This window comes from Neobacillus sp. FW104-15D2, from assembly GCF_058790155.1.
In genome coordinates, this window is the sequence record NZ_JBYTCJ010000015.1 from 1 (window position 1) to 26,864 (window position 26,864).

Below are 26,864 nucleotides of genomic sequence, written 5' to 3' on the forward strand. Positions count from 1 at the left end.
TATTACAATAACAAGCGTATAAAACAAAAATTGGCTGGCATGAGTCCAGTACAATACCGGATTCATACCAGCCAATCAGCTGCTTAATATAAAACTCTAACTTTTGGGGGTCACCTCACATCAGCGGACCCTTTTTAGTATCACTCAGGTATTAGTTAGGAAGAAGAAATATTATGCCTTGTGTAATAATTGCCGTAGCGGTATAGTATATCAACAATTAATGTCTTATTTTCTAAATTAAATTGAAAACTAGTATTTGTTGAATGACATTTCTTATTGAAGCCAATTGCTAGCTCCCGGGCAGTCATTTCAATAAATTCCTCTATCTCACTTTTTTTTATAATACCGGGTTTTGACATGCTTGCTTCTTTAGAACGTTTTTGGCTAATAAAATTCTCAATTTTTAATAGTATTAGAGTTTCTTTGTTTGAATCTTTTTCGATAGTCATAAGCTGCACTCATCATTCCTTTTATAAATCCTTATTTTTCGGACAATAAAAAAGTCAGAAAAGACTATAAATAGTCCTTTCTGACATATGCCTGGTTTTATACCCGTTCATCGTATCAGAATTTATTGTCAACTTTTTCAAGTGAATAATCCATATTTCAAATTAATGAATCTGCTTCATGATTGGTTCTTTGCCCAACTCATTTTCCAACAGATTCCCACATCTACTAACATATTTTAACACCTATTGAGAACCTTATCAATACCTTTTCACGTAATCATCTTTCCTAATAAATTATTATGGTTTCAGCATAAAAAGGGTATAGCTTTTATCCTCTTCAAAATTCCAATCAACAAAATAATCTGTTACCCGAACATTTAAATATTCTTCAAAGATATTAACGTGCAAATTTAAAAATCTCTTCTCAAGATTCCTTTTAGCTATCTTTAAGGTTTCTTCACATCCTAAATGAATTAATTCCTTTTCAATAGGAACAAGAATCTTATTTCTGATAAAAATTAACGTACGGGGATTAAGCATTAAAGATGTAATTTCCCCAGGCGGTTTTTCTACCTCTTTGCTGACTTGGATCATTTCCTGATTAACCTTTTCTTCGTTTGTGTAACCATTAATTTGCCCTACGCTTGCCACCTCAATATCCTGTGTAATCGCCAAAAACATACCTGTTTTTGCTTCTAAATTCCAATCATAATAGAATTCTCTAACTTTTTTTTCTACTGTTATTTCAATTTGTGATTCAATTTCCGATAAAAGAGTTTCCATCATTAAATCTCTTGTCTTATGAACAAAAAATGCTTTATCATTCGTCATTAGCGTCTTTTCCATTGGTGATAAAAAATTGGTAATGTGAAAAACAATAAAAGGGTTTGTAAATGTACAAAATACATTTCCTGGCCCTCTCCCAAAGTTATCTCTTAACACACGTCCAACAAAACTGCTCATTTCAATTTCTTTCTTCTTAATTTCCATAAGAACCCCTCACCCCACTAGATAAGTTAGCTATTCCCTATATTGCACAAAAATAAAACACCATAATTTAATGGAGGATAAGGCCTTTTGTGGTAAAAAATAAAAGCTGCCATTTTGGCAGCTTTCATATTTAATTTGCTTCAATTCCCTGTGCAAGCACTTTGGCTTGTTCCCTAAGCCGGAACTTTTGTATTTTACCTGAAGCTGTCATAGGGTATGCGCTAATAAATTCTATATACTTTGGTATTTTATGTTTGGATATTTTCCCCGCGCAATAATCCCTAATCTCTTCGGCATTTATGACTGCACCCTCTTTTGGAATAATCCATGCCATTACCTCTTCACCATATACCGCATCGGGTACTCCTACAACCTGAACATCTACTACTTCAGGGTGTGTGTAGAGGAATTCTTCAATTTCCCTAGGATAAATGTTTTCCCCACCTCTTATAATCATGTCCTTTAAACGGCCTGTAATTTTACAGTATCCATTTTTATCCATGACAGCAAGGTCGCCGGTATGAAGCCAGCCATCTCCATCAATAGCCTCTCTTGTTGCGGCTTCATTTTTATAATAACCTTTCATAACATGGTAGCCTCGTGTGCATAGTTCACCTTGTACCCCGCGTGGAACTTCAATATTTGTTCCCGGTTCAACAATTTTCACCTCTACATTCGGAAGCGCCTTACCAACCGATTCTACCCTAACTTCAATTGGATCGTCCGTTCTGGTTTGGGTAATTACTGGGGATGATTCAGTTTGTCCGTATGCAATCGTGATTTCAGTTGCTCCCATCTTTTCAATAACTGCCTTCATTACCTCAATAGGACAATTTGAACCAGCCATTATGCCTGTTCTTAGAGCAGAAAGATTATATTGTTCAAAATCTGGGTCATTCAACTCTGCAATAAACATGGTAGGAACACCATGAAGACCTGTACACCTTTCATCCTGAACAGTCTGAAGAACCTTTTTTGGGCTGAATTCCTGAACTGGTACCATTGTGGCTCCAACTGATACGCAGGCCATTGTGCCAAGGACGCACCCAAAACAATGGAAAAACGGAACAGGAATGCAAAGTTTGTCATTTTCAGCCAGCTTCATACAGTTAGCAATATTAAATCCATTGTTAACAATATTTAAATGAGTTAACATTACCCCTTTTGGGAAACCGGTCGTTCCGGAGGTGTATTGCATATTAATCACATCATCAGGTTCAAGTGAGGCCATTCTCTCATCCAGTTCTATTTCTGAGACCGATTCACCAAGCTTTAGTAAATCACCCCAGGAAAAAGTGCCTGGATATTTCTTTTCTTCCATTACAATCACATTTTTTAAATATGGAAGACGGCCGCTTTTTAGTTTACCCGGTTCAGAAGTCCTTAGCTCTGGTACAATCTCATATAGCATATCAATGTAAGAAGATTCTTTATAGATATCCATTAAAATAATGGTGGTAGAGTCAGATTGTCTTAGGAGATATTCCAATTCGGCAGTTTGATAGTTGGTATTCACTGTGACTAGTACTGCTCCCATTTTTCCTGTACCAAATTGAGTGATAAGCCATTCTGGGGTATTTGATGACCAAACAGCAATATTTTCTCCCTTATCAATTCCGGCCTTTATAAATCCTTTTGCCGCTTTCCTGCATTCGTTATTAAATTGACTGTAGGTCCATCTTAAATTTCTGTCAGCATAAACAACTGCTTCATGTTCTGGATGTAATTTTGCCTTTTCTTCTAATAGTTTACCGATAGTAATATCCAATATAGCAGACAATCTTGATCCCTCCCTTTATATAAAAGCGCTTACAATGATGTTAGCATATTTATATGAATATTCAATAAATTTTGTATCATTACATATAAAGAGCATTTCACATAGCCTGCGAAATGCCCCTGATATTACTTATAGTCATCCTGAAGATAATTAATAGAATCTGGAAGGGCAGGTTTAAACTGAACAAGAAATGGCCTTTCTCCTTTTCGCAGGAGAATACTTTCTAATTTACTATCCCCTTCAGGCTGCCAGAAGGTTATCTTAATTCCTCCTGCTTGAATAGTGGATTTTTCTATAGCACTTTCTGTCTCATCCACCACATCTGAACCAAACAGCCTGCCCCAGTCCTTAGCAGCAGCTTTACTGTCTTTTACGACATATTGGATTTCTTCAACAGAAGCTTTTTCCTGCCATTTGTTCCATACGCCCATCTTTTTAAAATCAAGCCATCTATCATCATTATTTTTTTCCCATTCAATAAAGAAAGGGTAAGGAAGTCCATTTTCGGAATCTATAAAAAGCATTTTCCAGCTTATAACCAAACCATCATTTCTTTTTCGTTCTCCATTATATATTTGGGTAACGGAATAACCAAGTTTTAGTAATGTGTTTTTAACCGAAATTATATTTGTTGTCCGGAAACAAATTTGACCCAGGCCCTCGTAGGTTTCTAAGTCCTTTGTCAGTTGAACAATCAGAGGATTATCACTTTGCGCAGCCTTTTCTTCTGAATTAATTGAAAGAAACTCTATATAGGTAAGTCCGAAGTACATCAAAGAATTCCAGGTGCCCCATACTTGATGATTACCACCCGGAATAGCTTTAAGTCCATACGCCTCCCAATCATATACAGCCTTGCTCGGGTCCTTTTTAAGAAAGTTGACTATATGGTCGAGTTCTACCTCCAGCATACTATCTCCTCTTTTCTTGTTTTTTGACTATTTTACCATTTCCAGAATATCCATAAGAGTTTTTAACTCAGCCAAAAGTACCTTTTATATTTTTTTTTAGAAAAGGGGTTTTCAAAAGCAATAAAAACCATTACAATGTTTAAAACTGAATATTCAATCCACTTTTCAGAGGAGGAATGCAAAGTTGAGAATTATGAGTAACGAGCTGTTAGTCGTATCGTATCGGGATGCATTGAAAACCGGAAATGAAAAGGAATGGATTAAATTTTTAAAGGATGAAATTCAACGCCGTGGATTAACGCCATTTAAAAAACGCTAACGAAAAAAGGAACCGCCGAAAAATCGGCGGTTTTTAATTTATTATAATATTGATAACTAACACAATCGTGCTAAAATCCTGTTTCCAATACTAAGGTTCCACAAAGCTCACATGACAATCTTTGCCCAAGGTGCTCTAAACCGCTGGAATAATATTTTAGATATAGACAAAAAGGCTGCCCAAACAAGGACAGCCTTTTTATACTATCAGCCCAATAGAAGCGAATCTGGATCTTCTAATAGCTCCTTCACTTTTGCAAGGAAACTAACAGCTTCCTTCCCATCAACAATTCTATGATCGTATGAAAGGGCAATATACATCATTGGCCTGTTTTCCATTCTTTCCGCATCTATAGCCACTGGGCGCAGCTGTATCTTATGCATACCCAAAATACCTACTTGTGGACCATTAAGGATTGGAGTTGACAGCAAAGAACCAAACACTCCGCCATTTGTGATAGTAAATGTCCCACCCTGTAAATCCTTCAGAGATAATTTATTGGCACGGGCCTTTAACGCAAGGTCAGTAATATCCTGTTCGATTTCGGCAAAGGATTTCCGGTCAGCATCACGTACAACTGGGACAACTAGACCCTCTTCGGCAGATACGGCAATACCAATATCATAAAACTTCTTAATAAGAAATTCATTTTCACCTATCTCTGCGTTTAAGTAAGGGAACTTCTTAAGCGCCGATACCACAGCTTTTGTAAAGAAGGACATGAAACCCAGGCGGACGTCATTTTCCTCAAAGAATTTATCCTTCCTACGCTTACGCAGGTCCATGACAGCTGTCATATCCACCTCATTAAAGGTTGTCAGCATAGCGGCTGTTTGTTGCACCTCAACAAGCCTTTTAGCGATTGTCTGACGTCTTCTTGACATTCTTTCCCGAATAATTGGCTTTGAATCGGTCTCTGCACTTTCGAAAAACGGCTTAGCCGCCTGAACTGGCTTTTGCTCTGCCTTTGGTGCTTTCTGCTGGTTATTCTGCTGAGGCTGGAATGCTTCTACATCCTGACGGCGAACCCTGCCCAGTGGATCTACGGCAGGAACATTCTCAAGGTCAATTCCTTTTTCTCTTGCAAGCTTCCTGGCTGCCGGAGAAGCAATTACCTTTTGTTTTCCAGAATCGTTATTTGTCCCCTCCTGAGAATTAGCGGCGGCGGCTGTATTCGACTTCTGAGCTGTTTCTTCAGAAGTGACTTTATCGTCTGAAGATACTGCTGGCTCTGAACTTGCTGGTACTTCTTCTTGCCCTGAAGTCTGTTCCCCAGATTCATTAATAACAGCAATTATGTCTCCAACCTGAACTGTATCACCTTCATCAGCTTTCAATTCAGTAAGAGTTCCTGAAAAATCTGAAATGATTTCAATATTAACTTTATCTGTCTCAAGTTCTACCAGATATTCACCTTTTTCAACATATTCCCCTTTTTTCTTTAGCCACTGAGCAATTGTACCTTCAGTAATAGATTCTGCGAGTTCAGGAACTTTAATCTCTGCCATTTGATTCTCCCCCTTGTTCACTTCTAGTTAGGCTTTTTTGTAATATTAAGTTCTGTTCGAGTTTATGGACAGTTGGATCGCCGCCCGCAGGGCTTGACCGCCTTCTGCGTCCAACATATTCAACCTTTATATCATTTGGAGCAGTTTCCTGGATACGAGGTTCGACAAAATTCCAGGCACCCATATTTTTAGGCTCTTCCTGTACCCAGTATATTTCTTTTAAATTCGGATATCGTTTCAAAGCTTCCCTTACCTTTTCCAGAGGGAATGGATAAATCTGCTCAACCCTTAATATATGAAGCCAATCAGTCTGTCCCGCTTCCTTAACTTTCTCGGACAAATCGATGGCCATTTTTCCAGAACACAGGATAACACGTTCCACTTTTTCAGGGTTAGTTCCTAAGCCGGGTTCCTCCATTATTGTGGAAAATTTACCTTCGCTTAGTTCCTCTGCAGTAGACATTACCATTGGGTTTCTCAACAAGCTTTTTGGTGTCATAAGAATCAACGGTCTAACTTCTTCTTGTTTCAAAATGGCTGCCTGCCGCCTTAAAATGTGAAAATACTGTGCCGCACTCGTTAAATTTGCAACTGTCCAGTTGTTTTCTGCTGCCAGCTGCAGGTAGCGCTCTAGACGTCCGCTGGAATGTTCAGGTCCCTGACCTTCATAACCATGTGGAAGAAGCATCACAAGGCCTGATTTTTGACCCCACTTAGCTCGTCCGGCTGCAATAAACTGGTCGAAAATCACCTGTGTCACATTGGCAAAGTCACCATATTGGGCTTCCCAGATAACTAAAGTTTCAGGTGCAAAAACATTATACCCATATTCAAATCCTAAGACTGCTGTTTCAGTTAAAGGGCTATTGAAGAGGGCAAAGGAAGCCTTCGCTTCAGGATATTGCTGAAGTGCGGAAAAACGTTTACCTGTGTTATGATCGTGAAGCACTAGGTTACGCTGGGCAAATGTCCCTCTTTCTGAATCCTGTCCTGTAAGGCGGATTGGAGTTCCATCAGCGAGAATGGATGCAAATGCAAATGCCTCCGCTAATCCCCATTCAGCAAGCCCCTTTTCCTTAAAGGTTTCGGAACGTCTTTTCAGGATTCTCTCTAATTTAGGAAATACACTAAAGTCATTCGGCCAATGAAGCAAATGTTCGTTGATTGAATTTAACTTTTCCGCTGGTACACTAGTATCTATTTTGGGCAGCCCGTGTTCTACCGTTTCCGGCGGTACTGGTACTGAAACTTCATGATCATCTTTTGGAGGAACTTTTTCATATGCCGCTTTCAGGCGTGATTCTACCTCGGTTTGCACTTTCTTAAATTCACTCTCGGAAATTCCACCCTTTTCAATTAAGGTTTTAGCGTAAAGCTCCTTAATTGTCAGATGCTCATGAATCTTCGTATACATTAAAGGGCTGGTTGTCATCGGTTCATCCATTTCGTTATGACCATATCTTCGATAGCCAACAAGGTCTATCAGAAAGTCTTTTTGAAATGCTATTCGATATTCAACAGCCAGAATAGCAGCAGCAATACATGCTTCTGGATCATCTGCATTTACGTGTATTATTGGAATTTCAAATCCTTTTGCCAGGTCGCTTGCATATAAAGTGGATCGGGAATCAGAGGATTCCGTCGTAAAGCCAATAGTATTATTGCTGATAATATGAATGGTTCCGCCTGTTCTAAATCCATTCAGTCTGCTTAAATTTAATGTTTCTGCAACAATGCCTTCACCTGGAAAAGCTGCATCACCATGAATTAATAACGCAAGTGATGATTTAAAATCTCCATGAGGCTCACCCGCGACCGTCCTGTCTTCCTGCGCAGCTCTTGTAAACCCTTCCACGACTGCTCCGACAAATTCCAAGTGACTTGGGTTATTAGCAAGTGTTACTTTTGCTGTTGCAAGATTTTCCTCTTTTATTTGCCGATTCAGACCAAGATGATATTTGACATCCCCGGTCCAGCCATAGTTAATTCCGCTGGAACCTTCAGAAGGAACAAGATCCTTATTAGGAGCATGCTGGAACTCGGAAAAAATCTTTTCGTATGGTTTGTTTAACACATGAGCAAGAACATTCAGACGGCCTCTATGTGCCATACCGATATTAACCGTTTCTGCACCTTCACGAACGGCTTCATAAATCATTTCATCAAGCATCGGAACCATAACGTCCAGGCCTTCTATTGAAAAGCGTTTTTGACCTGCAAATGTACGATGGAGAAATTTTTCAAAATCCTCTACTTCGGTAAGCCTCTTTAATAACCGAAGCTGCTTTTCCTTGGAAAGACCTTTAAACAGATTTCCGCTTTCTGCCTTTTGCTGCAGCCAGTTTTTTTCATCTGCACTGTGGACATGATGAAATTCGAACGCAATCGATTTTGTATATACCTGTTTTAAATGTTTGTAGGCTTCCAAGGCATTCGAAAAAGATAAATTCGGATCTTTCATAAAAATGCTTGGAGGCATGATTTTAAGATCTTCTTCCCTAAGGCCATAATGTTCGAGTGTAAGGTTTGCCTGCTTTGGCCTTTCATTTCCTAATGGATATATTTTTGCTTCTAGGTGACCATATGAGCGAATATTTTCTGCAAGACGTGCCGCGGCAACTATTTTCTCAAAAGGAATATTGTCTGCTTGATACTTCGCTTCACTCGAAGGTACTTCCTCAGCCTTTACATTTTCAAAAGGAATCTGGTCAAAAATCATTCTCATTTCGGGATCTACTGATTCTGGATCTTCTAAATATTGTTCATAGATTCCCATAACATAGCCAAGATTTGGCCCATAAAAACTTTCAAGAAACTTTTTACTTTCTTCCCCAGGCCGTTTCAAAACTACCACCCCATTATCTATGTATTAGTAAACTGGCCCTAAAAATTTTTACCCTTAGTTTTAATAAGCAAAAAAGGCCTATATACAAATACCCCTTACTCATTAAAACTAACTGGTAATTTTAAAAATATAAAATATTTTTATTCTACAATAAAAAATTATATTACTTTCTTGTGATAGATGCCACTGAAACACATATATTTTTTTCATGAAAACCTTACCAAGTTCGGTAAAAACAAAAAAACCGGAAAAAATCCGGCTTTATTGGAATATAATATTAAAATTGAATGGTTTATGTTTTTTATTCTTTATGGATACTCTATTTTAGTTTTGTCTCTTTTCGTAAACTTAGTTGTTTATAAGCAGAAATAGACTCGCTTTCCGCAGGCAATCAAGCTACTGGCTGTAATAACTTCGTGATAAGCATCTGTGTACTGCTACTTGCAGCTTTGCATCGAGCTGAAGGTTTAGCTACTTCGAATATTCTGTGGCATAGGAGCACGCTTCCTCTGTCCCTAACGACCTGAGGGGTCTCGCCTGGCTTCCTTTTCCCACAGGACGTTGAGATTGCATCGATGAATCGACACCGCACGAAGAAGATACGAATGCATTTTCGTGGATCTCGCCTATTTTTGCTCAGAGTTACTACAAATTGTAACATTCTCTCAGAAAAGAGCCTCAGTTCCTAATGCTAGGAAATAATATTTCTACGATAGTACCTTTTCCTTCTTCACTATCAATTGAAATAGTACCGTTATATTTCTCGACCAGCCTTTTCGCAATTGAAAGCCCAAGACCAGTACCACCCTTTTCTCTGCTTCTCGCTTTATCAATTCGATAAAATCTATTAAATACCTTGGATACTTCATCAGGCGGAATCCCTATTCCATTATCTTTAACCTCAATACAAATTAGATCTCCCTTTTGTTTGGCAGAAACCACGGTCCTTTTCACCCTCTGGGAGTATTTGACCGAATTATCCATAAGAATAATTAATATTTGCTGCAAATGTTCACTGGAAATGGAAATATAATCAAGTGGCTGTTTAATCTCTGCCACTATTTCAAAACTAGGATGAAGAACCTCAAAGTTTTTGACCACCTGGTGAATAATTAACCTCGGATCTGTTTTCTCGTTGGGCTGCATAATTCTGGAATTCTCCGCCCGAGTTAAGTCAAGTAAATTAAATACTAATTTTTTCAGACGAGAGAGCTCTTGCATTGATGCAGAAAGTGACTCATCCAAAATTGCCTCATCTTTTTTGCCCCAGCGATTCAATAATGCTACATGGCCTTCCAAAATAGATATTGGAGTCCTTAATTCATGGGATGCATCTTCTACAAATTGTTTTTGCTGCAGAAAGGAGCTCTCAATTTCATCCATCATATCATTAAAAATTTTTGACAGGTCTGCAAGTTCATCATTTCCTTCAGGAACAACCATTCTCTCCTGGAACCCATTTTCTTTAATTCTTTTCATGGTTAAAGCAAGCTCGCGAACAGGTGTCAAAAATTGTTTTGCCAATATAAAACCAGTCAGTGCACTAAATAAAATAGCCGCAATCCCAAAGGTTGTCATAATGATAAATAGTTCATCCATCATTCTCCCATAGGATGTAAGTTCTCGAACAATTTCAATTGTACCATGGAAATTTCTTGTATTAATTGGGGTTCGTACAACAATGGTTTCATTTTCTTCAGATGTTATATGATCGAGTGTTTTTTCAGCTGCAGGTACGGGTTCAAGTGTGGGGAAATTCCCATTTTTATCAGAAATAATTACTTTTCCCTTGTTATCATAAACCCTTATCAGCTGGTTTTTGTCATTTAACCGATTTAATAGACTGCTGTTCTTTTGTATAAAAGCAACATTCAGACGATCTTCTTTTTCTTTATAATAAGATGTTATTTCAGACAATGTTTTATGGACAGACGCTTCCTCGCGTTTAAGCATCCACTTAGAAACCATATGGAATTGAAGAAAATTAACGATGAAAAATGTGAAAAATATGGCTACTGTACTGCTTAAGATTAACTTCGAACGCCATGGCATTTTTTTAAAAAAGGAAAAAGGCTTTATCATTATCTCATCACATATCCTGTGCCACGCACCGTTTGGATATAGCTCTGCTCACTATCGTCGTCGATTTTATTCCGTAAATAACGGACGTAAACATCCACCACATTTGTCTCAACACCTGTATTATAGCCCCAAACTTTATCTAGCAAGACTTCCCTGGTTAACACAATATTAATATTTCCGATGAGAACAACTAATAAATCGTACTCTCTCTTTGTCAGATTTAACACGCGGTCTCCCTTTTTTACAATGCATGATTCCAATTCAACGGAAAGGTCTTTAAAGGTTAGAACCGTCAGTTCAGAATGTGAAAGCTGATCCATTCTCCTGAACAAGGACCTTAGCCTTGCAAGCAGCTCCTCAATAGCAAAAGGTTTCACAATATAATCGTCTGCTCCGCTATCAAGGCCAGAGACACGGTCAAGAACATCATCTCTTGCCGTTACCATAACTACCGGAAGCAATGGTTTGGTTTGGCGGATTCTTCTGCAAACCTCAATTCCGCTTAATTCAGGAAGCATGAGATCGAGGAGCACAGCATCCCATTCCTCAGTAACCGCCGCATTCAATCCTGTTCTGCCGTCGGAGCAGACCTTAGTTTCATAGCCTTCATACTTTAATTCTAGTTCAATAAATCTTGCCAGGTTTTTTTCATCCTCTATTATCAAAATCCTTGCCAAGGCATTTCACTTCCAATTTATGAATAGTAACTCTGTACTTATTTTATCTTATGTTTATCCTGAATAAAATCAAAGAACGCATGCACAATCTCAATTGATTGAAAAGAAATCAACGAAAAAGCCGTTACAGCAAAAAAGACTACCGGCAATAAACGTATCCACCACATTTTCTCTCCTCCTTTTGATACTCTGATCAAATAAATTGGCAGAAAAAATTGAGGGATTTTTATTATCATTAGAGTACTAATGTTTTCATCATAGACCTGTTAATTTAGATGTTGATGAGAAAATTATGAGAATTCCCTGTGAACAAGACATATGGACACCCTGATTATTTGCAGACAACCAGTTGTAATTAAATAATAAAAGCATGAAAATCTCAGTACTTTCCTACCTAACAAGACGCTGTTAACTTTTCAGTAATAATTGTCCCTGGGTGTGAATAATAACGTATAACCTTTTACTGTTATTTTGTACAAAAGCTATGGTAAGATCCCTAATTTGCTCTCTTTTCCGCAGTTGATCTGCCAAGCCTCCCTCTGGTCCTCACTGTAGTAGTCTTGTCAGACCAGCTTTTTCCCAGACTCTAAACATACAAAGAAATGCGAATGGAATGGCGATGGCTCGAAAATCATCTTTCGATCAACAACATCTTATAAGTTAGCCTAAAAAAAAGAAAAAACACATGCCGGGGGGGCATGTGATAATTAGAGAGAACCTTCATTATTGGTTAGACCGATTTACAGCAGCAAAACAAAATCTGACCTAAGCAATAATGAATTTAATATCAGCTGTTCTGAAATGAAGTTCTCAAATAATTTATTTATACTCGTTCATCTTAGCTTTCCAATACGAAAAGGGAATGAGAGAAACATTAGAATTTAATTAGAAAGCTCTCCAATACCTGATGGGTTTGGAAGTAAAGAAAATTTCTCTTCCAAAATCTCAGCAATTCTTTCCGCTGCTTCTTCATGGCTTAGGGAATAAATATCATAAAAATCCCCCTCATATTCTTGAAGCTTGTGATCATATTTAGGATCATAATAATCTTTTAATAATACCTCAATCATATCCTCATATTTTCGTTCTTCCAGTGCCTTAGTCAAAGAACTTCTAGCCTCTTCATTCTTCAATCTTCTAAAAACCTTTTCAAGGGCTTCCTCTATTTGTTCATGATATCCTTTTTCACTTTTGAATGGCTCAATATATTCCTCGGTAATATGTTTGATCCTTTGCTCCATAGTTGTTGAAAGGTAGATATGCACACCTGTCCGTTTCTTCTCCATTAGCTCATCTGGCTGTACGCATTTTCCGACTCTCTTGCTTTCTGCTTCCATAATAAAATATGGGGAACCCTGAAGCTCTGTAAGACGTTGGAATAAAAGGGCATCAAATGTTTTTTGATTATTCGCCTGACCAAGACCAACGGTACCGAAAATAGAGCCGCGATGGGCTGCCATTCCTTCCAAATCCATTATTGGATAACCTTTTTTAGCAAGGATTTTTAAAATTTCCGTTTTACCCACTCCTGTTAATCCGTGTAAAACAACTGCTTTTTCTGGCAGAAGAGAAGGAATTAATTTTAAAATTGCCTGACGGAAGGCCCGATAGCCACCTGAAAGTCTTCTAGCATGAAGACCAGAAAAGTCAAGAAAGGAGGTGACAGCTTTACTCCTGTTTCCACCGCGCCAGCAATGTATAACAGGTGTCTTTCCCTCCGATACTTCTTTAATTTCCATAAGCAATTCAGGTAATTTAGGTGAGACAAGTTCCATTGCCCGCCATTTAGCTGCTGCCTGGCCGTCATTTTTATATATAATACCTATTTCATGTCGTTCTTCGTCAGTGAACAACGGGACATTAATAGATCCTGGGATAAATCCATCTTTATATTCAATAGGTGCCCGTACATCTATAACTACAGGATCTTTTAAATCTAAAAGTTCCTCAATAGTAATTTCTCTCATTTTAAACAAACTCCTTAAAACTGTATTTACATTACTATTCTAAAGGAAAAATAATGTCTTGAAAACTTCCATAACTTATCATACCTTATTTAGGAGTTTTGACAGAAACTATAATTGATAACCCCAAATAAAAAAGCTGCTCTTTTTGGCAGCATTTTAAAAGGATCTGAAGGAAACCTCTTTCTTATTTACATCCCTTTTTTAATGAAAAGGAGATGCTGTAAGCTTTTCAATAGCCCTGCAAAACTTCTTCCATTTTGGAGGAAAAGCTTGCATTCCCTCACTTTTATAAACTGTTTTTGTCGTCTTCAATTCAACAAACCAGTTTGTACCATCCAGAATAATTCCTTCATTTGTTGGATAAGAGGATTCCCATTCCCATAACTTCATTGAAAGTATATCCCTTTTAAATTCTTCAAAATCACCTGGCAATTTTGATTGATATAAATTTTCCATGTTTATTTCTCCATCTCTGTTTCGTGTCCAGACAAGATAGGTAAATCTTTTTTGAAGAAAATTAACTCTTACTTGGTAACAAGGACCACTAAAACCGCCAACGTATGCTTTTAAAAATTCTGGGTATTTTTCAGGAAGTATAGAAATTTGTTCATTATGATTATGAAATAAATCTTTCTTTCGAGAGATGACAGACTGAATCTGTGAGGGTAAAAATGGACTAGCCATTTCAAGATCTTGTATATGATTTAATTCTCTGCATAGATCAGTTATGGGCATAGGTCCCTTTTCCTCTAAAATAAATAAAATTCTTTCATACACTTTCATTTTTCATCCCCCTGCCGGTTAAACCTTGTTAAAAGTTTACATAAAATGAAGGTATCTGGTTTTTGCTATCTCCTTTGAGTATATGGTATTGATCCACATTCTGCTGTAACAAAAAGCACGAAAATATAGGGAATTTTCGATTAATTTAACAGACCTTTAGTTTTCGAAAAAAAGGGTATAAGAGAGTAAAAGAGGTGTTTACCCTGATTAACAAAATGGCAAAGAACTTTGAGAAGCCCAAAGGCTCACTCGGCAAAATAACAGGATTGATAATGTATTTCGAAAACAGAAAGATCAATAAATGGACCATCGACCAACTCAAAATCCAAAAAAACGACTGTATTCTCGAAATAGGATACGGGCCAGGATATGCGGTTCAATTCATTTTGGAACATAATAAGCCTTTAAGGGTAGACGGAATAGATGTATCAGAAAAAATGAAGGAAACAGCATCGAAACGGAACAAAAATTGGATGGATTCCGGATCGCTTCGATTATTCTGTGGAGATGTTTCACAATTTGAAACCTTAAGCAACACCTATGATAAAATTTTCTCTGTGAATAACTATCCGCTCTGGGAGGAACAAATGAAATCACTCAAGCAGCTTTTCCATTTTCTAAAACCAGGGGGCAAAATCATACTAACCGTACAGCCCCGTGAAGAAGATGCTACTGATCAAACCGCACGCCTTTTAGGAGAAAGCATGAAACAGGACCTTCAAAAGGCGGGATTTTCCAATATTAAAATTTCCTTTAAGAAGGTAAGACCGATTTTAACCGTTTGTGTTAGCGGTGAAAAATAATAATAAAATGCAGATGCGCACGGAAATATTGATCGTCATGATTCAACACGTCCTATCAAACAAAAAAGTCCACTCACGATGATGAGTGGATCTTTTTTTAGGTTGTACTAAAGGTAGTTTAAAAAAGCCTTTTTTTTAAATAATTCTTTTAAATCAAATTTGTTTCTTTATGAAGGGACGTTACTAACTTTTCAATACCCTGTAAGTCATTTTCGTTAAAAAGCTCAACAATTCTGCTTCCTACCACTACTCCATCACAATAGGATGCTAATTCGCGAGCCTGTTCTTCGTTAGATACTCCGAAACCGGCAAGAACAGGAATGCCAGAAAGCCTTTTAACCTCCTGCAGGAACTCTCCAATTCCTGACTGGTATTCCTTCCTTGTTCCTGTTATCCCTTTAACGGTAACTGTATAAAGGAAGCCGTTTCCCTTTTGAGCAATCATTTCAATCCTTTCTGGAGGAGTAGCCAAGGTAACAAGTCTGATCAGTTCAACATTCGCTTTTTCTAGGAGAGGGGCAATGATATCCTCCTCCTCGACTGGCAGATCCGGAATAATACAGCCATCTATTCCGGCTTCCCTTATGTCCTCTGCAAATCGCTCCACCCCATAGGAAAGGATTGGATTCATATAGGTCATAAATAAAATTGGTACAGAAATTTTGCCCTTTGTTCTTTTTAGCTCAACTATTACATCCCGTAAGCTGACCGAGTTGGCAAGCGCCCTTATTCCAGCCTGCTGAATGACAGGTCCATCAGCAACTGGATCCGAAAAAGGAATTCCAACCTCTATTAAAGAAGCCCCGAATTTTTCAAGTGTTAATAGCCGATCTGCCAAACAGCCGAGTCCGCCATCACCCGCCATAATATACGGAACAAAAGCCTTTTGCCCGTTTTCCTTTAGTTGTTTGAAGGTTTCCTGGATTCGATTCATTGTGATTCCCCCCTTTTTAAAATGCTCCTTACTGTATCAACATCTTTATCTCCACGGCCTGAAAGACAAATAATTAGAGTTTCTGTTTCTTTCATTTTTGCTGCCTGTTCCACTGCAAAAGCGACAGCATGTGCGCTCTCAAGCGCTGGTATAATTCCCTCAAGCTGGGCTAGCAGCTGAAATGCAGATAATGCTTGTTCATCTGTAATAGAATCATAGATTACACGTCCTGCATCCTTAAGATAGCTATGTTCAGGACCTACTCCCGGATAATCGAGACCCGCCGAAACTGAATGGGCCTCCTGAATTTGTCCATCTTCATTTTGCAGAAGGTACATTAAAGAACCATGTACAACTCCCGGTCTTCCTTTTGTAAGAGATGCAGCATGATATGGAGTATCTACCCCTTTACCTGCCGCTTCGACACCATATAACTTTACGTCTGTGTCTCCGATAAAAGGATAGAACATCCCCATTGAATTACTGCCTCCGCCAATACAGGCAACAACAGCCTCGGGGAGCTTTCCCTCCCTTTCAAGTATTTGTTCACGTGTTTCATTGCCTATTACACTCTGAAAATCTCTTACCATCATTGGAAAGGGATGTGGCCCCATGACTGATCCTAATAGATAATGAGTATCGTCTGCATTGGCAACCCAATAACGCAAAGCTTCATTGACAGCATCCTTTAAGGTCGCACTTCCAGATTTTACGCTAACCACCTTTGCTCCCAGAAGTTCCATTCGGAACACATTCAGCGCCTGTCTCTTAACATCCTCTTCACCCATAAAAACAACGCAGTCAAGCTTTAACAGTGCACACACCGTAGCAGTTGCCACTCCGTGCTGTCCTGCGCCTGTTTCTGCAACAATTTTCTTTTTTCCCATCCTTACTGCTAAAAGCGCCTGCCCAATGGCATTGTTAATTTTATGCGCTCCAGTATGATTGAGATCCTCACGCTTAAGATAAATCTTTGCTCCACCGGCATGCTTTGTTAGATTTTCAGCAAAGAAAAGTGGTGTCTCCCGTCCAACATATTCTTCAAGAAGCCTTTTTACCTCGTCTTGAAACTCTGGATCGTTTTTTGCTTTCTCGTATTCTCTCTCCAGCTCAAGTACAGGCTGCATAAGGGTTTCTGGTACATATCTTCCTCCGAACATTCCGAAGTGACCTCTCTCATTTGGCAGTGTGTAATCTATCATTTTGTAGTCCTCCCTTTGCTTGTTTAGCTTGCATTATAAATTCTTTCATTTTTTTTATATCCTTTTTTCCATCAGTCTCTACACCGCTGCTTACATCAACCATTACCGGATTTACTTTCTGGATTGCCTCCTTAACATTTTCAGGATTCAGTCCGCCTGCGAGAATAATAGATTTTCCGCCTAAGTATTTTGAATCCGCCTGGTTCCAGTCGAATGCAATTCCATTTCCGCCGATATATTTCCCTTTAGGGCCATCCAGCAAAAGGAAGTCAGCCGGATAGTCTGTTATATAAGATAAATCCATCCCTTCCTCGATACTTACAGCTTTAATAACTGGAAAAGTAAGGCTTTGGGATAATTCTTTACTTTCATTTCCATGAAGCTGTAAGTGTGTTAATCCAACATAATCTGCAATCAGTTCCATATTTTCTTTACTTTCATTAACGAATACTCCAACTTTCATCATATTGGATGGTAAAATCTCTGCAATTTCCCTTGCTGTTTCCTCATCTATTTTGCGTTTGCTCTCAGCAAAGACGAAACCAATGGCATCAGCACCAAGCTCTGCTGCTGCCAAGGCAGTCTCTTTATCTCTGATACCACAAATTTTTACCTTCATTTTGCTGCTCCCTTCAAAAACGGAACCCTCAAATCAGTTAAATTCTTTTGAATATCTCCGCTTCTCATAAGAGCTTCCCCAACAAGAATCCCATTTGCACCTGCATTCCGAACTGTTTCTGCATCTGCTTGAGTGAAAATGCCGCTCTCACTGATTAGAAAACTGCCTGAGGATTTTACCCGGCCAGCCAATTGCTGTGTCGTTTCTAAAGAAACATTGAAGTTTCTTAAATCACGGTTATTTATTCCAATAAGCTCGGCCTTAATACATAATGCCTTATCCAGTTCTTCAGCATTATGAACTTCTACAAGCGGCTCAAGGCCCTTACTTTTAGCGTAGTTATACAGATCTAACAGCTGGTCTTCATCCAAAGCAGCAGCAATTAATAATATTAAATCTGCTCCGCTTGCATTGGCGAAATCGATTTGAATTCTGCTTATGATAAAATCTTTGCAAAGGACCGGAATCCCTACTGCTTCCCTGATTACTTTTAAATCTTCAAAAGAACCCTTGAAAAAGGTTTGGTCTGTTAAAACGGATATGGCCGAAGCTCCACTCTCTTCGTATTGCTTTGCCTGCTGTACCGGGTCTGCGGCTCCATTGATTATGCCTTTTGATGGTGATGCCCTTTTAAATTCGGCTATAACAGCAAGTTCCTCCGCTTTTTTCAGTTTCTCAATTAACGACCTTTTTGGTAAAATCACGTCTACTTGTGTGGTTTGATTTTCTTTTAATTTTCGAATTTCCTTTTCTTTTTCCTTTAAGATTTTATCTAAAATAGTTTCCATTCAGATTGCCTCCTGCCTTACCTTTTTTGACCTATCAACTAACTTCATCAGTTTTTCCTTTGCTGCTCCGGAGTCTATACTTTCCTTAGCAATCTCAATACCTTCTTTAATTGATTGGGATTTTTCAGCGGTATAGATTCCCAGGCCAGCATTCAATAAAACAGTTTCTCTGTAAGCTCCCTTTTCACCTTTTAGAACTCTTAGAAGAATATCAGCATTTTCCCTGGCTTCCCCGCCAATGATGGCACTGTTGTCAAAACGAGAAAGTCCCACTTCCTCCGGATAAAAGGAGGAGGATGAAATTTGCCCATTTTCCAAAACACATAAATGGTTTTCTCCCTGTAAGGATGCCTCATCCATGGAACCTGCGCCGTTGAGGACAACGGCTTTCTTTCTTCCCAAAGTTTTAAGTACCTCAGCAAATAGCGGGAGTAGATCTTTCCTATAAACACCCAGTAATTGATAATCTAAATCTACTGGATTCGTAAGCGGCCCAATAAAATTAAAGATAGTTGGAATTCTTAGCTGTTTTCTAACCGTCATAATTTTTTTCAGCTTTGGATGGACATACGGGGCGAACAAAAAGGAAATGCCAATTTCCTTTAAATTTTCTTCCGTCTGTTCCGGAGTAAAATCAAGCCTTACCCCCAGATGCTCAAGCACATCGGCGCTCCCTGTCCTGCTTGAAATGCTCCGGTTTCCATGTTTGGCAACAGTTATTCCTGCACCAGCCAATACAAATGCAGATGTAGTGCTGACATTGAAACTTGAAGATCCATCGCCGCCTGTTCCGCAATTATCTAATACATTTGTTAATCCTTTCGTAATTGGAAGAGATTGTTCCTTCAAAGCCCGAACTATCCCAGCAATTTCTTCAACTGTTTCCCCCTTGGCCTTCAAGCCCATTAGGAATGCAGCTATTTCGCTTTCCGATACGTCTTCATATAAAACACTGCGAAATGCTTCTAGCATCTGTTCTTCCGAAAATGATTTTTTTTCAGCCAATTGGAGCAAATAGTTTTTCATTTTCACTCTTCCTTTCCATTTCAGCTATAAAATTCTCAATTATTTTTTTCCCAGTAGGTGTTCCTATAGACTCAGGGTGAAACTGCAAGCCATAAACCGGATATTCCTTATGCTTTACAGCCATAATTTCCTTATCATCCAAAGAAACGGCCATACATTCCAATTCTGCTGGCAGGCTATCTTTAGTAAGCAAAAGCGAATGGTATCTCATTACTTCTAAAGGGTTTGGCGTTGATGCAAAAAGATGACTGCCACTATGTTCGATTAACGAGGTTTTTCCGTGTTTGATTGTATTCGCTCTTCCAATTGTTCCACCGAAAGCAAGCCCGATCGCCTGATGTCCCAGGCAAACTCCCAGAATGGGCAGTTTTTTATAAAAAGCCTTGATTACGTCTATACAAATACCAGCTTCCTCGGGTCTTCCAGGTCCAGGTGAGAGGATAATCGCCTTCGGTTTCATTTCCTCAATTTGCTGGATGTCTAAACTGTCATTCCTGACGACTTTCACTTGTTGTCCAAGTTCACCAAGATATTGATAGAGGTTATAGGTAAAGGAATCAAAATTATCAATAAGTAAAATCATCGTTTTCCTCCTAAAAAGGATTTCAATTTATTGATTGTCTCTTCATATTCGCTAACAGGCTGTGAATCATGAACGATGCCAGCTCCTGCCTGAATATAGGCATCTCCGTCCTTAAGAATGGCTGTTCGGATCGCTAAAGCAAAATCCATATCTCCACCAGCGGACAAATAGCCAACTGCTCCGGAATAAAGCCCTCTCCTGCTGTTTTCTAAGTTATTTATTATCTCCATGGCTCTTACTTTAGGAGCCCCTGAAACGGTCCCTGCTGGAAGGCAGGCTGCTAAAGCATCAATTGCTGTTTCTCCATCTTTTAATTCACCTGTTACTTCTGAAACAAGGTGCATGACATGCGTGAATTTTTCCACTTCCATATATCGCTGCACAGAGACTGTTCCGAATTCACATACCCTGCCTAAATCATTTCTTCCCAGATCCACCAGCATCCTGTGTTCGGCGAGTTCTTTTTCATCCGTTGCCAGTTCCCTTGCAATTTCCACATCTTCTTCAGTGCTGTTTCCCCGTTTTTTTGTCCCGGCAATAGGATTAACAGTTACTTTCTTTCCCCGAGTCTTTACGAGGCTCTCCGGTGATGAACCAATCACTGTGTACTCCTCAAAATCGATATAAAACATATAGGGTGTTGGATTGGCTGCCCGGTGTTTCCTGTAAAGAGAAAGCGAAGAACCTTTAAATTCCGATTTCATTCTTTGTGATAAAACCACCTGGAATATATCACCGTTAAGGATATGTTCTTTTGCTGTTTCAACATTTTTAATAAATTCATGTCGTTCCAGTAAAGGCTCGAACCCTGACAAGCTCGCCTCCTCCATCTCCTGGTAAGGGACCGCCGCCTTAAGTTCTTCCTGTCTTTTTTCTATTCTTTTTCTGATGCTTTCCTCGGTGCTTTCTTTAAGTAATGGCATTCCAGCAATGTAGACCTTTTTTTCAAGATGGTCGAAAATAACCATTTCTTCATAAAACATCAGGTGTACATCTGGCATATTTAGCTCATTTTTCAATTCCCCGCCAATGTTTTCAAACTGGCGAACGATATCATAACCTATATATCCTACTCCGCCTGCGAATAATGGCAGTGTGGATTGAAATCCTTCGATTGCAGGAAGTAAATTTTTTATTATTGAAATGGGATTTCCTTTTAAGATTCTATTCTCGCCATTAGGCTGAATGATTTGATTTGTCTCTCCGTAGCTGACAAGTTCGAAAGCAGGGCTGGAGCCTATAAAGGAATATCTTCCTTCCTCCTTGTGTTTAAGCGAACTTTCCAGCAAAAACTTTTTATTTCCGCTTAATTTTTGAAGTATCCCAATGGGTGTAAACGTGTCCCCCTCAAGTTCTACGCAACAGAAATTTTCTCTTAATGTTTTTGGTGTAATCATTATCGCTTTCCTTTCCTGAAAAATAAAAAAGTCCCCTATACACATAATGGTTATGTGTATAGAGGACGATTAGCTAACCGCGGTGCCACCTCAGTTGAAACAGGAGATTCCTGTTCCCTCTTTTCGGATACAAGGACAAATTGTCCGATACCCTATCCTTTTAACGGTGGAATTCCGTGCTGCCCTACTATGGTTCAAGCAGCCTCTCGCAAGCCCATTCGACAAATCGTTTCATGCCGGCTTCCACCTGACCCGGCTCTCTGGAAAGAAACATAAATGTTTACTCTTCTTGCTCAACAATTTCCATATTAAAATACAAAAAGGCCCCCATCCAAAAAGGACGGGAGACCCGTGGTGCCACCTTCATGAGCTATTAAAAACAGCCCGCTCTACCGATATCAAAGCTTATTCGCTTGAATACCTGTCTCTTGTAACGATGAGATCTTCGCCAGAGCCTACACCCTTTTTCAGGTTCGGTCCGGAAGCTCGGAAGTCCATTCACTAATACGTCTACACTGATTTCCACCTGCCATCAGCTCTCTAAAGTATCCGTAAAAGCTACTACTCTTCGTCTTCGCTATATCGTATTTCTTATATTGTTTTCTATATTAAGCTAAAGGAATAAAGGTGTCAAGAATTTTTATAAAATTCGTTTTATTTTTTTATAGATTATGTGTAATGCCCTCAGGTGGTCTTAACCAATGCCTTTTGACTTTAAAAGGCTTATAGAAAACAAACTTTTGCTTTTCATGGGCGAACGTTCGATATAAAACCCGTTCGGACAGCTTGGTAACTTACAATTCATCCTATCTTAATCATTAGCCCATTCAGACAGCTTCGACAATTCCAAGCTCCTCCTTGTCCGAATATAGGGTCCATTCAGACTGCTTTGACATTTCCAAGCTCCGCCTTGTCCGAATACAAGGCCCATTCAGACTGCTTTGACATTTCAAAGAGACTTCTTGTCCGAATCCATAGTCCATTCAGACAGCTTTTTCCCTCCTACAATTCAATACCTTTTTTCTTCATTTCAATAACTGTAAGGACAAACATTGCATGAGACCAGGTAAGTGGTAAAACCCAAGCTGGTTTTCCGGTTACTTTATTAACCTGTTCCGGAAGAAGGTTCAGTTCTGTAGAATATTTCACACACCAGTCCAGCAGCTCTTTGGCCTTTTCAAGCCGATCTATGTGTGTATAATATAAAGCCAGCCAAAGTGTGGTTAAAATCCATGGGTTTCCTCCAATGTAAATATCTCCTGGATAGCGTTCAATGCCGCCAATCAACTGAGAGGTGCACAATGCCTCGATGGTTTCAGCAGTTCGTATCATATTCGGCTCATTAGCATCTATCATTCCAAATGGTACGTTAAGACCTAACAAACTAATATCAACCATATCGTCTTTCTCAAGCTGATAAACGGGGTAGCCTTTACTATCCTCAGATGCCCGAACCTCTTTTCCGGCAGCCTGGTGTCGAGCAAATTCCGCTTGATCAATGGTTAGAAAAAATGCTCTATAGAAGGCACCATTATCTTCGTTATAGCCCTCTTCCAGGATGGTCTTCTTCATTTCTTCAGCTGCTGACTTGTAGTGTTCAGCGAGCTCTTCCTCGCCATTTTTTATGGCAAATTCTGCTGCTCCCATCAGTCCTCCATAAACAGCTGAGGCAGAATAAAAATGCTCCCCGTCCCGCTTTTCCCATAAATCCTTACTCGGCAGTGGCAGCTTTGTGTCCGGATCAATAAAGCTAACAAGGAAATCTGCACCCTTCCTCACAGTCGGCCACATATCCATCAGAAACTGATAATCCTGAGTAATTTCATAATGCTGATGAATACCCCAAAGGATGGATCCTGTTTCGTCAATCTGCAGCCCCCAAGTGGGTGCCAGAATAATATCAAGGTAATAACGCTGCTCCCAGGCACCCGACTGGGATTGAATACTTTTTAGCCAATAAAAAAACTTTCGAGCCCTATCATGATAACCCGCCTGATCCACTGCTGATGAGATAAATGCAGCATCTCTTCCCCAGCAATAGGCGTACCCTCCGGAGAAATCATAGTCCTCATCCACTTCAGGACCTGCTATAAAACCGCCATCCCGATTATGCATCAGATGAAATACAAGCAGGGATCGCTCGTAGATATTATTAATGCTGGGATCATTTATCTCGATAGGATTTGCCTCATTTAGATAATGCTTCCAGTAATTATCAGTCTTTAAAAAATGCGACTCATAAGAGTCTCTTTTTGCCTCGTTCAGCAAAGCAATAGCATTCTCATGCCCATGAGCTGCTGTAATAAATAAGGTAAGGCATTTTTCATCGCCCGGTTCTAAATCCATTTGTTCATATTCGATACCGCTGGATGAGCGATTAATAATTCGTGAACCGTTCAGTTTTCCGTATACAACGTCATCCACCGAGGCACCGCATTGTAGTTTTTTTACCTCCTGGTCAGAACCTACTGCAAAAGCGTATTCCCTATGGTAGTGAACCATGCAGTCTGACGTTTCATCAAAAAATACAGTCTGATACCTTTTCTTTTCGTCAATCATAAAATCGCTATATAACGTAACTGCCAGTGACAGCGGTTTTGAAGATTCATTTTTTATAGAAATATGCCGGACCAAAATATTTTTATCAGGCAAAACAAAATCTGTTTGACTTACATGAAGGTCAAGGCTCTCCATAAACGCCTCGGTCTCAAGGATATTTGTTTTCGGTAAATATCTTTGCTTGTGCGTCCACATATCATCATGAAAAAAATAGGTGCGATTGGAGCCGGGAAGGCCTCTAATCCCCACATAGAAACGGTTTAAATGCTGGGGAAAGTCGATGTTCGGCCAAACAATCCTTTGTGCCTGGCCATCTTTTGTCAAAGATACAAGCATACTTGAATTTCCGAGTATGGCATCCGTTAAGTAAGGTTTTTTTTGCATAGTTGTCTCCCCCTTTTAAATCTACTGGGTTCTCTTTTAATTTTATTCCCGAGCCAGCCTCCCGGAAAACCCCTTATTTTTTGTACTATCAGCCTTTTACAGAACCAGATGTAAGACCTGAGATAATTTTTCGCTGGAAAATCAATACGATAATAACAATTGGAATTGTAACAATTACCGTAGCAGCGGTAATATCACCCCAGGGAATCGTATAATCACTTTGATATAGAGAGATTCCGACTGGTACCGTACGTGCTGATTCTTTTGAATTTATAGTTAAAGCAAATAAGTATTCATTCCATGCCGCAATAAAGACTAAAATGGCCGTCGTAAAAACACCCGGTGCTGCTAGCGGAAAAATGATTTTACGGAATGTTAAAAAAGGTGAAGCGCCATCCATCTTTGCTGATTCCTCCAGGTCACGGGGGATTTGCTGAAAAAAGGTGGATAAAAGCCATATGGCCAGCGGGAGGCTGAACGTGATATATGGGATAATCAAGCCTGTATACGAGTTACGAAGGTTAAATTCCGTTACAAAATTATATATAGGCGATATTATCGCAATGTGAGGGAACATTGATGATGCAAGTATGATTCCCAATATAATCCCCTTGCCCCTAATGGGAAGCCGTGTTAGTGAATAAGCACTAAACGACGCAAACACAACAGATATTAAGGTTGTAAATGCCGCAATGACAAGGCTGTTCGTCATGTACTTAACAAGCGGCCGGGTAGTTAGTGCCGACCGATATGATTCAAGTGTTGGATGACTTGAAAACCATCTAAAAGAGCTGAAAATTTCCCCCGGCTGTTTTATAGAGGTTAGAAACACCCAGAGAAATGGAAACATAACGATAAAAATAAACAAAGCAAGTAAAAGGTAAAAAACAGTATTGTTTTTCGACTCCATCTTGTCATCCCCTATCGTTTCACTTTTCCTTCAAACAAATCGGATCCGATAAACCTGATATATATAAGACTGATCAAGGCAACTGAAATAAACACAATAATGGAAAGTACGGACCCTTCCCCGAAATTTTGCTGGGCAAAAAGTGTTTTATAGGCATAGATGGATATTACCTCGGTTGAGTTGGCAGGTCCACCGCCTGTTAATACGTAAATTAAATCGAATACTCTAAACGCATCAAGCGTCCGGAAGAGTAATGCAACAAGGATACTCGATTTTAATAGTGGAAGCGTTATCCTGCGAAATTGTTCCCACTTGGTTGCACCATCCACTGAAGCCGCCTCGTATAATTCCTTTGGTATTGTTTGCAATCCTGCCAAAAGCAAAAGAGCCATATAAGGCATTGTTTTCCAAATATCAGCCAAGACAACAGCAGACATAGCTCCCGAACCCGTGGTAAGCAAATTCCCTGCATTTGATACTAAATGGATTTTTTCAAAGAAGTGGGCAATAATTCCCGACTGTCCATCATATAAAAATTTCCACATCATTGCTGATACTGCTGTTGGAATCGCCCAAGGAATAAGCACAGCAGCCCGAACGATACTTCTTCCAAAGAATGCACGGTTAATGAGAAGAGCAACCAATAATCCAAGCACAAGCTCGAATAAAACAGAAAAGAAGGTGAAGACGAATGTATTTAGCAAGGACTTCCACATGCGTCCATCTTTTAGATAAACACCATAATTGGATAGTCCTACAAAATTTTCTGCCAGCATTTCTTTAGAAACAGATTTAGCTAGGCCTGCTGAGTCCTCAGCTAACTTTTTTATTTCCTTAGATCCTTTCATTTGATTAAGTTCTTTAGACATAGCCAGCATGTCGGAACGATAACCTTTAACAACAGGGTCATCGACCTGTGCATATTTTAAATTCTCATCCTTTACTGGCTTAAAGTTCTGTACCATTTCATCTACTTTATTAAATTGGTCCTTGAAACCTGGCTGCTTCATTAACTTTTTATGATCCTTATTGAGTGTAGTTATCCAGCCAGATGACTTTCCTGGTGCTTTAGACTGAAGCTCTTCCAGAGACTTCCTCAAATAATAATAGTCATTTGCATATCGTTCTACATCAACATTGGACTTAAGCATTCGTATCGATTTAGCTGGATCATTAAGCTTATAATCAAAAAGGCTGTTCCAAAAAGACATTGTAATAGGCCAGATAACAATTACAAGGATGAGGAGCAGGGATGGTAAAACGAAGGCATACCCCAGCTGCTTTTCACTTAGCGAAAAATTTCTCTTCAATGGAATCACCTTTTTCTTAAAAGTCCGTTTAAGAGGTA

The 26,864-nt window shown here is 39.2% G+C and carries 24 protein-coding genes and 2 other annotated features; of the genes, 3 read left to right on the forward strand and 21 right to left on the reverse strand.

Features of this window, described 5'->3' with window-relative positions:
• Window positions 1-87 (forward strand): IS3 family transposase (locus tag AC3WR0_RS13035; protein ID WP_492552393.1); only part of this gene is annotated, 87 nt, incomplete at its 5' end.
• Between the two features lie 68 nt (window positions 88-155).
• On the opposite strand, the gene AC3WR0_RS13040 is transcribed toward AC3WR0_RS13035, so the two are convergent.
• The 4 genes from AC3WR0_RS13040 to AC3WR0_RS13055 all read right to left on the reverse strand — a co-directional run bounded on the left by AC3WR0_RS13040 (window position 156) and on the right by AC3WR0_RS13055 (window position 4,130).
• The gene (locus AC3WR0_RS13040) at window positions 156-449 is read right to left on the reverse strand and encodes a hypothetical protein (RefSeq protein ID WP_027321606.1); all 294 of its coding nucleotides are present in this window, start codon (window positions 447-449) and stop codon (window positions 156-158) included.
• Window positions 450-746: 297 nt separating this feature from the next.
• Entirely contained in the window at window positions 747-1,439 is a 693-nt protein-coding gene (locus AC3WR0_RS13045) for a Na-translocating system protein MpsC family protein (RefSeq protein ID WP_492552720.1), read from the reverse strand.
• Window positions 1,440-1,569: 130 nt separating this feature from the next.
• Window positions 1,570-3,210 (reverse strand): AMP-binding protein, encoded by a 1,641-nt coding sequence (locus AC3WR0_RS13050; RefSeq protein ID WP_492552825.1) that lies wholly within the window; start codon window positions 3,208-3,210, stop codon window positions 1,570-1,572.
• 134 nt (window positions 3,211-3,344) lie between these two features.
• Window positions 3,345-4,130, reverse strand: coding sequence for a VOC family protein (locus tag AC3WR0_RS13055; RefSeq protein ID WP_492552721.1), 786 nt, complete (start codon window positions 4,128-4,130; stop codon window positions 3,345-3,347).
• Between the two features lie 193 nt (window positions 4,131-4,323).
• Between AC3WR0_RS13055 and sda the strand changes: the two genes are divergently transcribed.
• A complete protein-coding gene (gene sda, locus AC3WR0_RS13060) occupies window positions 4,324-4,449 on the forward strand; it encodes a sporulation histidine kinase inhibitor Sda (RefSeq protein WP_492552826.1) in 126 nt (41 codons plus the stop codon).
• 206 nt (window positions 4,450-4,655) lie between these two features.
• Here the strand turns inward: sda and odhB are convergent, their stop codons facing one another.
• The 7 genes from odhB to AC3WR0_RS13095 all read right to left on the reverse strand — a co-directional run bounded on the left by odhB (window position 4,656) and on the right by AC3WR0_RS13095 (window position 14,311).
• Window positions 4,656-5,957, reverse strand: a complete 1,302-nt coding sequence (gene odhB, locus AC3WR0_RS13065; RefSeq protein WP_492552722.1) for a 2-oxoglutarate dehydrogenase complex dihydrolipoyllysine-residue succinyltransferase — start codon at window positions 5,955-5,957, stop codon at window positions 4,656-4,658.
• Window positions 5,944-8,802, reverse strand: coding sequence for a 2-oxoglutarate dehydrogenase E1 component (locus AC3WR0_RS13070; protein WP_492552723.1), 2,859 nt, complete (start codon window positions 8,800-8,802; stop codon window positions 5,944-5,946). Before AC3WR0_RS13070 ends, odhB begins: the two co-directional genes overlap by 14 nt.
• Window positions 8,803-9,480: 678 nt before the next feature.
• Window positions 9,481-10,884 (reverse strand): HAMP domain-containing sensor histidine kinase, encoded by a 1,404-nt coding sequence (locus AC3WR0_RS13075; protein ID WP_492552724.1) that lies wholly within the window; start codon window positions 10,882-10,884, stop codon window positions 9,481-9,483.
• Window positions 10,884-11,561, reverse strand: a complete 678-nt coding sequence (locus AC3WR0_RS13080) for a response regulator transcription factor (protein ID WP_027321599.1) — start codon at window positions 11,559-11,561, stop codon at window positions 10,884-10,886. The genes AC3WR0_RS13075 and AC3WR0_RS13080 overlap by 1 nt, the downstream gene beginning before the upstream one ends.
• Before the next feature lie 38 nt (window positions 11,562-11,599).
• A complete protein-coding gene (locus AC3WR0_RS13085) occupies window positions 11,600-11,728 on the reverse strand; it encodes a hypothetical protein (RefSeq protein WP_492552725.1) in 129 nt (42 codons plus the stop codon).
• Between the two features lie 714 nt (window positions 11,729-12,442).
• Complete coding sequence (mnmH, locus tag AC3WR0_RS13090; protein WP_492552726.1) at window positions 12,443-13,528, reverse strand: tRNA 2-selenouridine(34) synthase MnmH; 1,086 nt, start codon at window positions 13,526-13,528, stop codon at window positions 12,443-12,445.
• Window positions 13,529-13,729: 201 nt separating this feature from the next.
• The gene (locus tag AC3WR0_RS13095) at window positions 13,730-14,311 is read right to left on the reverse strand and encodes a hypothetical protein (protein WP_492552727.1); all 582 of its coding nucleotides are present in this window, start codon (window positions 14,309-14,311) and stop codon (window positions 13,730-13,732) included.
• A gap of 194 nt (window positions 14,312-14,505) precedes the next feature.
• Here AC3WR0_RS13095 and AC3WR0_RS13100 point away from each other — a divergent pair, with 194 nt between their 5' ends.
• Complete coding sequence (locus AC3WR0_RS13100; RefSeq protein WP_492552728.1) at window positions 14,506-15,114, forward strand: class I SAM-dependent methyltransferase; 609 nt, start codon at window positions 14,506-14,508, stop codon at window positions 15,112-15,114.
• A 148-nt stretch (window positions 15,115-15,262) separates the two neighbouring features.
• On the opposite strand, the gene trpA is transcribed toward AC3WR0_RS13100, so the two are convergent.
• The 10 genes from trpA to AC3WR0_RS13150 form a co-directional block, all read right to left on the reverse strand.
• Window positions 15,263-16,048, reverse strand: coding sequence for a tryptophan synthase subunit alpha (trpA, locus tag AC3WR0_RS13105; RefSeq protein ID WP_492552729.1), 786 nt, complete (start codon window positions 16,046-16,048; stop codon window positions 15,263-15,265).
• Entirely contained in the window at window positions 16,045-17,250 is a 1,206-nt protein-coding gene (gene trpB / locus AC3WR0_RS13110) for a tryptophan synthase subunit beta (RefSeq protein ID WP_492552730.1), read from the reverse strand. Before trpB ends, trpA begins: the two co-directional genes overlap by 4 nt.
• Entirely contained in the window at window positions 17,225-17,869 is a 645-nt protein-coding gene (locus AC3WR0_RS13115) for a phosphoribosylanthranilate isomerase (protein ID WP_492552731.1), read from the reverse strand. The genes trpB and AC3WR0_RS13115 overlap by 26 nt, the downstream gene beginning before the upstream one ends.
• Window positions 17,866-18,657: an indole-3-glycerol phosphate synthase TrpC gene (gene trpC, locus AC3WR0_RS13120; RefSeq protein WP_492552732.1), complete on the reverse strand. Its 792-nt coding sequence runs from the start codon at window positions 18,655-18,657 to the stop codon at window positions 17,866-17,868. The genes AC3WR0_RS13115 and trpC overlap by 4 nt, the downstream gene beginning before the upstream one ends.
• The gene (trpD, locus tag AC3WR0_RS13125; protein WP_492552733.1) at window positions 18,658-19,683 is read right to left on the reverse strand and encodes an anthranilate phosphoribosyltransferase; all 1,026 of its coding nucleotides are present in this window, start codon (window positions 19,681-19,683) and stop codon (window positions 18,658-18,660) included. It lies immediately after the preceding gene.
• Complete coding sequence (locus AC3WR0_RS13130; RefSeq protein WP_492552734.1) at window positions 19,655-20,266, reverse strand: anthranilate synthase component II; 612 nt, start codon at window positions 20,264-20,266, stop codon at window positions 19,655-19,657. Before AC3WR0_RS13130 ends, trpD begins: the two co-directional genes overlap by 29 nt.
• On the reverse strand, window positions 20,263-21,663 hold the full coding sequence (trpE, locus tag AC3WR0_RS13135) for an anthranilate synthase component I (RefSeq protein ID WP_492552735.1): 1,401 nt from the start codon (window positions 21,661-21,663) through the stop codon (window positions 20,263-20,265). Before trpE ends, AC3WR0_RS13130 begins: the two co-directional genes overlap by 4 nt.
• Before the next feature lie 58 nt (window positions 21,664-21,721).
• Window positions 21,722-21,969, reverse strand: a binding site (T-box leader).
• A gap of 27 nt (window positions 21,970-21,996) precedes the next feature.
• Window positions 21,997-22,247 (reverse strand) — a binding site (T-box leader).
• Between the two features lie 418 nt (window positions 22,248-22,665).
• The gene (locus AC3WR0_RS13140) at window positions 22,666-24,606 is read right to left on the reverse strand and encodes a glycoside hydrolase family 15 protein (RefSeq protein WP_492552736.1); all 1,941 of its coding nucleotides are present in this window, start codon (window positions 24,604-24,606) and stop codon (window positions 22,666-22,668) included.
• An 88-nt stretch (window positions 24,607-24,694) separates the two neighbouring features.
• Window positions 24,695-25,516: a carbohydrate ABC transporter permease gene (locus tag AC3WR0_RS13145; RefSeq protein ID WP_492552737.1), complete on the reverse strand. Its 822-nt coding sequence runs from the start codon at window positions 25,514-25,516 to the stop codon at window positions 24,695-24,697.
• 11 nt (window positions 25,517-25,527) lie between these two features.
• Window positions 25,528-26,826: a carbohydrate ABC transporter permease gene (locus tag AC3WR0_RS13150; protein WP_492552738.1), complete on the reverse strand. Its 1,299-nt coding sequence runs from the start codon at window positions 26,824-26,826 to the stop codon at window positions 25,528-25,530.
• Window positions 26,827-26,864: the final 38 nt, after the last annotated feature.